Below are 9748 nucleotides of genomic sequence, written 5' to 3' on the forward strand. Positions count from 1 at the left end.
CTCTTGTTTCTCGCGCCCCTCCATACCCCCCCGGCGGGGGGGGGGGGGGGCGCCCCGCCCCCCCCCCCGCCGCGATCAGTACGGGAACATCGCCAGCATCATGTGCTGGATCATGCTGACGAAGTTCGGGTCGTCCGGCCCCGTGACATCGTTCACATAACCGATCACCGCCGTGGCCTCGCCGCCGGTGATGCAGAAGACGGCGCGGGCGGTGATCCGGCTCGGATTCGGCGGCGCGGTCGGGATTGGCTTGCCGCTGCACAGCGCCTGCGGCACGACGTCCGGGGCCGGGTTGAACACCAGCGAGACGAAATAGTCGCGCTTGGCCGTGGGGCCGGGCGTGGTGGTGAAGCGGGTGGCCGGCCCGACATAGGTGCGGTTCATGATCCGCAGCAGCGCCTGGTCGAAGTCCGGCGTGCCGAAGGGGTTGCCCTGGATCACGGTGCGCAGGTCGCGGCCGTCGGCCGCGGCCGAGAACTCGCCCCGGGAATAGCGGATGCCGATGTCGGAGACCACCACGCGGTCGCTGGCGCAGCCGGCCAGGATCGGGACGGCCAGGGCGAGGGCGGCGAGAGGCGGGAGGCGGAAGCGATGCTGGATCATGTCCGTTCTCGATGCGGCCGGTCTCGATGATAGGGCGCGGCGCGGGGGCCGCCAATCGGCCGGCTGCACCGTTCTACGCTGACCGTTCGGTCCCGCTTGTGCCCGGGGTCACAGCCTGCGGCCGGATGCCCCAGGCTTAGGTCTTGAGGCTCGTACCGATGAAAGGATCGTCATTAGCGATGCAAAGCAATCCAGGGCCGCAAGGGCGGAAAGATGGATTGCTTCGTCGGCTTCGCCTCCCCGCAATGACGGTCCCTCGCAGGGAGGGTTCGATCACCGCTCGTCGAGATCAGATGTCGAGCTCGGTCGCCTTGTCGGCGTTCTGCTGGATGAAGCGCAGCCGCAGCTCCGGCTTGCGGCCCATCAGCTGCTCGACCAGGTCGGCGGTGCGGCGGCCGTCGATCTCGTCCTCCGGATCGTCCGCCAGATCGACCCGCAGCAGCGACCGCTTGGCCGGGTCCATGGTGGTGTCGCGCAGCTGCGCCGGCATCATCTCGCCGAGGCCCTTGAAGCGGCTGATCTCGACCTTCTTGCCGGCGAACTGGCCGGCCAGCACCTCGTCCTTGTGGGCGTCGTCGCGGCAATAGACGGTGGTGGTGCCGGCCTGCACCCGGTACAGCGGCGGCTGCGCCAGGAACAGGTGGCCCTCGGCGATCAGGCCGCGCATCTCCTTGTAGAAGAAGGTCATCAGCAGCGAGGCGATATGGGCGCCGTCGACATCGGCGTCGGTCATGATGATGACCCGCTCGTAGCGCAGCTTGTCGCTGGCATAGTGGCTGCGGGTGCCGCAGCCCAGCGCCAGGGTCAGGTCGGCGATCTCCTGGTTGCCGGCCAGCTTGTCGGCCGAGGCGCTGGCAACGTTCAGGATCTTGCCGCGCAGCGGCAGGATCGCCTGGGTCTCGCGGCTGCGCGCCGCCTTGGCCGAGCCGCCGGCGCTGTCGCCCTCGACCAGGAAGATCTCGGTGCCCTCCGGCGCGTTGCGGCTGCAATCGGCCAGCTTGCCGGGCAGGCGGACGCGGGCGGTCGGGGTCTTGCGGCCGTTCTCCTTGGCCTGCTTGCGGCGCAGCCGCTCCTCGGCCCGGTCGGTCAGGAACTCCAGCAGCCCTTCGGCCGATTTCGGGTCGGCCGACAGCCAATGGTCGAAATGGTCCTTGATCGCGCCCTCGACCAGCTTCGTCGCCTCGGGCGAGGACAGGCGGTCCTTGGTCTGGCTCTGGAACTGCGGGTTGGGGATGAAGATCGACAGCAGCACGGCGATGCCGGACATCACATCGTCGGCGATGATCTGGCCGGCGCGCTTGTGGTTGGCCAGCTCGGCGAAGCCGCGCAGGCTGCGCAGCAGGCCGCTGCGCAGACCCTGCTCATGGGTGCCGCCCTGCGGCGTCGGGATGGTGTTGCAGTAGGTGTGGACAAAGCCCTCGTCATCGTCCTCGGGCCAGGCCACGGCCCATTCGATCTGGCCGCCCCCCTCCGGGAAGGTGGCGGTGCCGGCGAAGGCGGTCGGCGTCCGCATCGGCCGGTCGTTCAGCGCCGCCTTGAGGTAGTCGGACAGGCCACCCGGGAAGTGCAGCACTGCCTCGGCCGGGGTGCGGTCGTCGCCGGCGACCAGCGCCGGGTCGCAGCGCCAGCGGATCTCGACGCCGCGGAACAGATAGGCCTTGGACCGCGCCAGGCGATAGAGCCGGCCGGGCTGCAGCCGGGCGTCGGCGCCGAAGATCTCCGGATCCGCGTGGAAACTGATCGTGGTGCCGCGCCGGTTCTGCACCGCGCCGCCGCGCTCCAACGGGCCCTGCGGCAGGCCGCGGGAGTAGCGCTGGAGGTAGAGCTGGCGGTCGCGCGCCACTTCGATCCGCAGCTCGTCCGACAGGGCGTTGACCACCGACAGGCCGACGCCGTGCAGGCCGCCCGAGGTGGCGTAGACCTTGTTCGAGAACTTGCCGCCGGAATGCAGCGTGGTGAGGATCACCTCCAGCGCCGACTTGCCGGGGTATTTCGGATGGTCGTCGACCGGGATGCCGCGGCCGTTGTCGCGGACCGTGACGAAGCCGTCGGCGTCCAGCGACAGGTCGATCGTGTTGGCGTGACCGGCCACCGCCTCGTCCATGGCGTTGTCCAGCACCTCCGCCACCAGATGGTGCAGGGCGCGTTCGTCGGTGCCGCCGATATACATGCCGGGCCGGCGGCGCACCGGCTCCAGCCCCTCCAGGACCTCGATGTCGCTGGCGGTGTAGCGGCCGTTGGAGTTGGTGCCGGGCTCGAACAGATCTGCCATGATCCGGATTCGGGGTCTTCTCGTGGAATTGCGGGCTGCCTCCATCATATAGACACTTCCGGCCTCTGCGTAACCAAATCTAGGATTCCATCGGTGACCACCCTCCTGCTGCCCTCCGGGATGCCGGCCCTCCGCACCATCGCCATGCCGAAGGATGCCAATCCGAACGGCGATATCTTCGGCGGCTGGCTGCTGTCGCAGATGGATCTGGCCGGCGCGGTGGTGGCGCATGAGCGGGCAAGGGGCCGCACGGCGACGGTGGCGGTCGACGCGATGAGCTTCCTGGCCCCGGTGCGGATCGGCGACACCGTCTCCTGCTATGCCGAGCTGGTGGCCAACGGGCGCAGCTCGATGAAGGTGCGGATCGAGACCTTCGTGCAGCGGCGCACCGACCACAGCGTGGTCAAGGTCACCGACGGCACCTTCACCTATGTCGCCATCGATGCGGACGGCAAGTCCCGGCCCCTGCCGCCGGAGCCGACCGCGATCGGGTGAGCGGGCTCAGAGCCCCCAGGCGTAGCCGAACACGGCCAGGCCGTAGCACATGCCGAACAGCAGGGTGAGGGTCACGGTCTCGCGGATGAAGGTCCAGTCGCTCATGATGTTCCTCTTATGTTCTTGTGGAAGCAGAAGAACATAGGCGGAACATCCGGTCAAGCGAGTATTGCAGACCTTGGTCAGGCCGGTTGCGGGCGGCGGGTGAGGGCGGCGATGCGCTCGGCCAGCAGCGCGGCGGGGGCGACCAGCGCCATGGTCACGGCGATGGCCAGCGGCGTGCCGTCGGACAGCGCCGCCGCCAGCGCCGCGGTGGCGGCGGAGAGGGCGAGTTGGGTACAGCCGGCCACGGCCGAGGCGGCGCCGGCGATCTGCGGATGGTCGGCCATGACGCAGGCGATGCCCTGCGGCAGGATGATGCCGACGCCGACGACATAGGCCGCGACCGGCAGCATGAAGGCGACCGGCCCGCCGTCGAGCAGGTAGAACGCCAGCAGCGCCAGGCCGGCGACGCAGCACAGCATCGCGCCGAACGACAGCTGTGTGGTCACCGACAGCCAGCGGCCGAGCGCGGCGCTGAGCTGGGCCCCGACCATGAAGGCGATCGGCAGCACGGCGAAGATGAAGCCGAACCGGGCCGGCGGCACGCCCCAATGCTCGATCACGGCATAGGGCGAGCCGGCGATGAAGGTGAACAGCCCGGCAAAGGCGAAGGACACGCACAGCACATAGGCGACGAAGCGGCGGTCGCGCAGCAGCGTGGCGTAGCTGTGCAGCAGCTGGGCCAGCAGGTTGGCCGGCGGCCGGGCGGCCCCCGTCCGCGTCTCGCCCAGGCCGAAGGCCACGGTGCCGGCCAGGGCCACCCCGGCCACGGCCAGGGCGGCGAAGATGCTGCGCCAGCCGTAGACCTCCAGCAGCGCGCCGCCGATGAAGGGGGCGACGGCGGGGGACAGGCCGATGATGGTGCTGAGATGGGCCACGGTCCGCGCCGCGCCCTCGACCGGGTAGCTGTCGCGCACCATCGCCACCGCCACCACGCCGCCGACCGCGGCGCCCAGCGACTGCAGCAGGCGCCAGGCGATCAGGGCGTCGATCGAGCCGGCGGACATGGCGCCGAGGCCGGCGGCCGCGAACAGCAGGAAGCCGCCGATCAGCACCGGCCGCCGGCCGAAGCGGTCGCTCAAGGGGCCGATGACGATCTGCCCCGCGGCGGAGCCGAGCAGGTAGATGCTCATGGTCAGCTGCACCCGGTCCGGCGTGGTCGCGAACTCCACCCCGATGGTCGGCAGCGCCGGCAGATACATGTCGATCGCCAGCCCGCCCAGCGCGACCAGGGCGGCCAACAAGACCAGGAAGGGCAGGCTGCGGGGGCGGATCATGATGGGCTCAGCGGTCTGCGGCGAACAGCAGGAAGGCCGGGCGCTGCCGCTCGATGGCGTATTCCGGATGTTCGGCGATCTGCTCCGCGGTCGGGCCCCATTCCTCGATATGCGACAGGGTGAAACCGGTCCGCAGCAGCAGCCCGGCATAGCTGCCGATGGTGCGGTGCTGCTTGACCACGCCCTTGGCCAGCCAGTCGGTGACGCGCGGCCCTTCATCCAGGTAGCGGTCGACCGGCCAGACGTCGCGCCCGGCCCCGTCCCGCAGCCATTTCGGATCGGACGGGGCGGAGTAGATCGGGTGCTCGACCGAGGCCACCAGCCGGCCGCCCGGCACCAGCGCCCGGTGCAGCCGCGCCAGCAGCCCCTCCAGGTCGGCGATGTAGTGCAGCGCCAGCGAGCTGTAGGTGAGGTCGAAGGATGCCGGCGGCAGCTCCAGCCGCTCCAGATCCTCCCGGCGGTAGGTGACGGCATCGTCCGGGTCGGTGGCCCGGGCGCGGGCCAGCATGTTTTCGGAGACGTCGAGGCCCAGCACCGCGGCGGCGCCCGCCTGCCGGGCCCAGCGGCAGAACCAGCCGAAGCCGCAGCCGAGATCGACCACGCGGCGGCCGGTCAGGTCCGGCACCAGGGCGCGCAGGGCAGGCCATTCCGGGGCACCGTCGAGGCCTTCGACCGACCGGCGCAGCCGGCTGTATTCGGCGAAGAAGGCGGGGTTGTCGTAGATGTTCTGGGTCATGCTGCGGACTCCATCTGAAAGGGGCGGACGGGGTGCGCGGCAAGCCGGGAATGCGGCCAAGAAAAAGCCCCGTCCGTTTCCGGCGGGGCTGCGTGGGATCGGGCGCCGACCGGGGTCAGCGCACACAGAGTCCGGGCGTCCCGCCGACGGCGATGCGGTTGCGTCTGACGACGATGCGGGATGCGATCACGGACATGGCTTCTGTATCGCTGTCGAGGGACTTCGCGTCAAGGACAGGTTTCTGCAGGATGGAGTTCGATCCTATCCCTTGCGCTGCAGCAGGAAGCGGCCCGGCCAGGCGGCCGGGCCTTGATCCTCACCAGTAGCCCTTGCCCTTCAGGTTGCCGGCGATGGCGCCGGCCGCGCCGCCGATCAGGGCGCCGACGCCGGCATTGCCGCCCGCGAGCGCGCTGATCGCGGCGCCGCCGGCAGCGCCGATCGCGCCGCCGCTGAGCGTGGTCTGCTCCTCGCGGGTCATGTTGCTGCAGGCCCCGGCGAGCAGCGCGCCGCACAGCGCCACGGGCAGAAGAATCCGCTTCATCATCGCGCCCTCCTTATTTCCGCCGGGGTTCGACCTTGGCCACGTCGGTGACGATGACCTCGACCACCGCGCGCGACAACTGGTCCGGATGGGCGGCGTAGTAGCCGTCGACGCCCTTGGAGATGTCGGCCAACGACATCGGCTCCAGCTTGGTGATCAGCGCGTTGATCATGCCCGGCCGGGTGCGGCGGTCGTCCTTGCGCAGCTCGTACTCGACCGAGATGACGTTGGCGGCGCCGACCAGGAAGGCCTTCTTCTCGGCCTCGGACGCCTTGGTCCAATGCTCGCCGGTGACCAGCGGGACATCGCCGGCCCGGGCCGGCATCGCCGCTGCGGCAGCGATCAGCACGGCCCCGACAAGCAAGGGCCTAATGGATGTTAACGCCATTATTTCCTCCCGACTGAAATGACGGAACGAGTGTTCCGCCTTTTGGGAGGATAATCAAATGATAGATGGCGCCGAAGAGAGGCTGCGTATCCGGATATGGGGGGCGGCGGGGAGGGGCCCACCGGGCCGGACTTACCAGTAGCCCTTGCTCTTCAGATTGCCGGCCACGCCACCGGCCGCGGCGCCGATCACGCCGCCGGCCAGCAGGCTGCCGCCGGTCAGGGCGGTCAGGGCGACGCCGCCGGCCGCGCCGATGCCGGCGCCGCTGAGCGTGCCCTGGGCCTCGCGGCTCATATTGGTGCAGCCGGCGGCGAGCAGGGCGGCGGCGAGGGCGATCGGCAGGAGGCGGCGGGTCATCGGGCTCTCGGGGCAGGACGGGACGGGTCAGGCAACCCGCGGCACCGCGGTTTGTTCCGCCCCGTCCCGCCGCCGGTGCTACAGCACGAAGTCGCCGGCGACCGGGTCGTAGCCGCCGAGCAGCGCGATCGACAGGTCGGCCTGGCCGTCGCCGTCGATGTCGGCGCCGATCACGGTCAGCCCTCCGGCGGAGTCGAAGCGCAACTCCCCGGCCTGGCCGGAGAAGGCGGCGCCGCCGATGAAGCCGAAGGCGGTGTCGCCGTTGCCGGCGTCGCCATCGGCATCGATCCCGGCCAAGTCGATCCTGTCGCCATCGGCGAAGTCGGCGATGACGTCGCGGGTGTCGAGGCCGGTGCCGGTGTCGCCGGCCGCGGCATAGACGAAGCGGTCGGCGCCGCTGCCGCCGATCAGCGTGTCGGCGCCGGCGCCGCCCTCGATCCGGTCGCCGCCGTCGCCGCCGACCAGTCGATCGTCGCCGGCGCCGCCGGCCAGGGCATCGTCGCCGTCCAGGCCGCGCAGGATGTTGTCGCCGGCGTTCCCGGTCAGCGTGTCGCCGAAGCGGCTGCCGTGGATGGTCTCGATGTCGCCGGCGATGACGTCGCCATTGGCGCTGCCGCCCTGGTTGACATGGGTCGCCAGGTTGATCGAGACGGCGGCGTCGCTTTCGGCGTAGCTGGCGATGTCGATGCCGTCGCCACCGCTGAGGATGTCGGCCCCGGCGCCGCCGCGCAACAGGTCGTTGCCGGCACCGCCGTCCAGGGCATCGGCGCCGTTGCCGCCGGCGATCCTGTCGCGGCCCTCACCGCCGGTGATGACGTCGCCGCCATTGCCACCGCGCAGCCAGTCGGCGTCGCCGCCGCCGTCGATGACGTCGAGGCCTTCGCTGCCGTCGATGACGTCGTCGCCGGCGCCGCCGGTGATCACGTCGAAGCCATTGCCGCCGTCGATGGTGTCGTCGCCGGCGCCGCCACTCACCACATCATTGCCGTTGCCGGCGTCGATGGTGTCATCGCCGGGCGTGCCGATGATGATGTCGGAACCGTTGGTGGTGTTGGTCGCAGTCATGTCCATGTCCCCCTTGCATGTCACACGCGATGTCCGAAGTCGGTGCCCGTCGCAGGGCCAGGGCCCGGAGGCCGCCGCTCGCCCGGCCGGGACGCGGCCCCGCAGACGGCAAAGGCCACGACGGTCGCGAAATCCGGCGAAGCCGGAGAGCCGTGAAAGGTTTCGCCGGATTCTGCCTGACGTCGTGGCCGATTCGAAGTCTATTTAGACTCGATCTTGTCAGGATGTGGAGTGGATTCTATCCGACGAAACCTATTTTCTAATGTGGCGGAATTAAAGAAAATGATCGATAATGGCTTTTCGGCAAGCGGCGCATAAATCGGTAATATTTATTTGAAGCAATTGCAGGGGGAATGTCGAAGATCTTGAGACGGGGGGCGCCGGCCCTGCGCTCTCACCGCAGGGCGGCGCGGCGGCTGAGGGCCTTGCCGAGGCGCTCGATGGCGAAGTTGACGACGAAGTAGACCGCCGCGGCCAGCAGATAGAACTGCAGGCTCATATAGTTGCGGCTGATCACCTCCTTGGTCGCCAGCAGCAGCTCGGTGACGCCGATCACCGACAGCAGGGTCGACGCCTTGACCATCTCGGTGCCGGTGTTGACCCAGCTGGGCAGGATCTGGCGCAGCGCCTGCGGTAGCAGGACCAGGACCACGGTCTGGCGGAAACTGAGGCCGAGCGACTTCGCCGCCTCGGTCTGGCCCGGCGGGATCGCCTGCAGCGCGCCACGCACGATCTCGCCGACATGCGAGCTGCAGAACACGGCCAGCGCGAAGATGCCGGCCTGCACCGCGGTCAGCTGGATGCCGATGACGGAGAGGATGTAGAAGGCGGCCAGCACCAGGACCAGCACCGGCGTGCCGCGGATGAAGTCGACGAAGAGCCGGGCCGGCCAGCGCAGGGCGCGGCCGCCATAGGTCAGGGCCAGGCCGATCAGCACGCCGAAGACGGTGCCGGCGGCGATCGACACGGCTGAGATCTGCACCGTCAGCCAGGCTCCGTCGAGCAGGGCCCAGCGTGCCACCCAGATCTGCTGCAGGAAGGCGTCCATCACTGGGCTCCCCCGGGCAGCCGCAGCCGCGCCTCGAGCCGGCGCAGCAGGAAGGCGATGACGGTGCAGGCGGCGACGTAGAGCAGGCTGGTGACCATCCAGGTCTCGATCACGCGGAAGCTCTCGGTGTTGATCTTGCGGGCGTAGAAGGTCAGCTCCGGCACCGCGATGGCCGCGGCCAGGGAGGTGTCCTTGAACAATGAGATGAAGTTGCTGCCCAGCGCCGGCAGGATGTTGCGCAGCATCAAGGGCGCCACCAGCAGCCGGCGGATCTGCATCGGCTTGAGGCCGAGCGCCGTGCCGGCCTCGATCACGCCCTTCGGCACCGACTGGATGCCGGCACGGAACACCTCGACCAGATAGGCGCCGGCATAGACCGAGAGCGAGGCGACGAAGCTGTCGATCTTGTCCAGCCGGATCCCCGCCCGCGGCAGGGCGAAGAACACGAACAGCAGGATCACCAGGATCGGCAGGTTGCGGAAGAAGGTGACATAGGCAGAGGCCAGGCCGCGGGCGACCCGGCTGCGCGAGGTGGCGGCGAAGGCGCCGATCAGGCCGAGGACGCAGCCGATCAGGATCGACACCACCGCCAGGCCGAGCCCGAGCGCCAGGCCGCTCAGCAGCAGGTCGCGGCTGTCCCAGACCACGCCGAAATTGAACTGGTAGTTCACCCGCGTCTCCGTCGGTGCCTTAGCGGAGAGGCCGGCGCTACCCCCTCACCCGAAATCGCGTTGCGATTTCGACCTCTCCCCAAGGAGAGGTGTAGGGCAGCCGTCCCTTTCCCTCTCCTTGGGGAGAGGGAGGGGCGGGGGGCGGGGGGGGGGGGGGGGGGGGGGGGGGGGGGGGGGGGCCCCCGAAGGAGAC

11 protein-coding genes are annotated in these 9748 nt (G+C 69.7%); 1 reads left to right on the forward strand and 10 read right to left on the reverse strand.

The features are described 5' to 3' along the window. Positions 1-75 precede the first annotated feature (75 nt). Positions 76-603: a hypothetical protein gene (locus tag AAHM41_RS36500; protein WP_342241549.1), complete on the reverse strand. Its 528-nt coding sequence runs from the start codon at positions 601-603 to the stop codon at positions 76-78. A 289-nt stretch (positions 604-892) separates the two neighbouring features. Then, positions 893-2875 (reverse strand): DNA topoisomerase IV subunit B, encoded by a 1983-nt coding sequence (gene parE / locus AAHM41_RS36505; protein WP_342241550.1) that lies wholly within the window; start codon positions 2873-2875, stop codon positions 893-895. 93 nt (positions 2876-2968) lie between these two features. On the opposite strand from parE, the gene AAHM41_RS36510 reads away from it, so the two are divergent. After that, a complete protein-coding gene (locus AAHM41_RS36510; RefSeq protein ID WP_342241551.1) occupies positions 2969-3370 on the forward strand; it encodes an acyl-CoA thioesterase in 402 nt (133 codons plus the stop codon). Between the two features lie 182 nt (positions 3371-3552). Here AAHM41_RS36510 and AAHM41_RS36515 read toward each other — a convergent pair whose 3' ends face one another. The 8 genes from AAHM41_RS36515 to AAHM41_RS36550 all read right to left on the reverse strand — a co-directional run bounded on the left by AAHM41_RS36515 (position 3553) and on the right by AAHM41_RS36550 (position 9555). Then, positions 3553-4749, reverse strand: a complete 1197-nt coding sequence (locus AAHM41_RS36515) for a multidrug effflux MFS transporter (protein WP_342241552.1) — start codon at positions 4747-4749, stop codon at positions 3553-3555. 7 nt (positions 4750-4756) lie between these two features. After that, on the reverse strand, positions 4757-5485 hold the full coding sequence (locus AAHM41_RS36520) for a class I SAM-dependent methyltransferase (RefSeq protein WP_342241553.1): 729 nt from the start codon (positions 5483-5485) through the stop codon (positions 4757-4759). A 316-nt stretch (positions 5486-5801) separates the two neighbouring features. Further along, positions 5802-6026, reverse strand: coding sequence for a hypothetical protein (locus AAHM41_RS36525; RefSeq protein ID WP_342241554.1), 225 nt, complete (start codon positions 6024-6026; stop codon positions 5802-5804). A 13-nt stretch (positions 6027-6039) separates the two neighbouring features. Further along, positions 6040-6414: a hypothetical protein gene (locus tag AAHM41_RS36530; RefSeq protein WP_342241555.1), complete on the reverse strand. Its 375-nt coding sequence runs from the start codon at positions 6412-6414 to the stop codon at positions 6040-6042. 132 nt (positions 6415-6546) lie between these two features. Then, a complete protein-coding gene (locus AAHM41_RS36535) occupies positions 6547-6771 on the reverse strand; it encodes a hypothetical protein (RefSeq protein WP_225766854.1) in 225 nt (74 codons plus the stop codon). A 78-nt stretch (positions 6772-6849) separates the two neighbouring features. Further along, complete coding sequence (locus tag AAHM41_RS36540) at positions 6850-7836, reverse strand: calcium-binding protein (RefSeq protein WP_342241556.1); 987 nt, start codon at positions 7834-7836, stop codon at positions 6850-6852. Between the two features lie 394 nt (positions 7837-8230). After that, on the reverse strand, positions 8231-8884 hold the full coding sequence (locus tag AAHM41_RS36545) for an amino acid ABC transporter permease (RefSeq protein ID WP_342241557.1): 654 nt from the start codon (positions 8882-8884) through the stop codon (positions 8231-8233). Then, positions 8884-9555: an amino acid ABC transporter permease gene (locus AAHM41_RS36550; protein ID WP_342241558.1), complete on the reverse strand. Its 672-nt coding sequence runs from the start codon at positions 9553-9555 to the stop codon at positions 8884-8886. Before AAHM41_RS36550 ends, AAHM41_RS36545 begins: the two co-directional genes overlap by 1 nt. Positions 9556-9748 lie beyond the last annotated feature (193 nt).

Source organism: Inquilinus sp. OTU3971 (assembly GCF_038440215.1).

Bases quoted from the DNA above. Each gene is read 5' to 3' on its own strand.
- AAHM41_RS36530 (WP_342241555.1), bottom strand. From the start codon at position 6,414: ATGGCGTTAACATCCATTAGGCCCTTGCTTGTCGGGGCCGTGCTGATC.
- AAHM41_RS36545 (WP_342241557.1), bottom strand. From the start codon at position 8,884: ATGGACGCCTTCCTGCAGCAGATCTGGGTGGCACGCTGGGCCCTGCTC.
- AAHM41_RS36535 (WP_225766854.1), bottom strand. From the start codon at position 6,771: ATGACCCGCCGCCTCCTGCCGATCGCCCTCGCCGCCGCCCTGCTCGCC.
- AAHM41_RS36525 (WP_342241554.1), bottom strand. From the start codon at position 6,026: ATGAAGCGGATTCTTCTGCCCGTGGCGCTGTGCGGCGCGCTGCTCGCC.
- AAHM41_RS36500 (WP_342241549.1), bottom strand. From the start codon at position 603: ATGATCCAGCATCGCTTCCGCCTCCCGCCTCTCGCCGCCCTCGCCCTG.
- AAHM41_RS36540 (WP_342241556.1), bottom strand. From the start codon at position 7,836: ATGACTGCGACCAACACCACCAACGGTTCCGACATCATCATCGGCACG.
- parE (WP_342241550.1), bottom strand. From the start codon at position 2,875: ATGGCAGATCTGTTCGAGCCCGGCACCAACTCCAACGGCCGCTACACC.
- AAHM41_RS36520 (WP_342241553.1), bottom strand. From the start codon at position 5,485: ATGACCCAGAACATCTACGACAACCCCGCCTTCTTCGCCGAATACAGC.
- AAHM41_RS36515 (WP_342241552.1), bottom strand. From the start codon at position 4,749: ATGATCCGCCCCCGCAGCCTGCCCTTCCTGGTCTTGTTGGCCGCCCTG.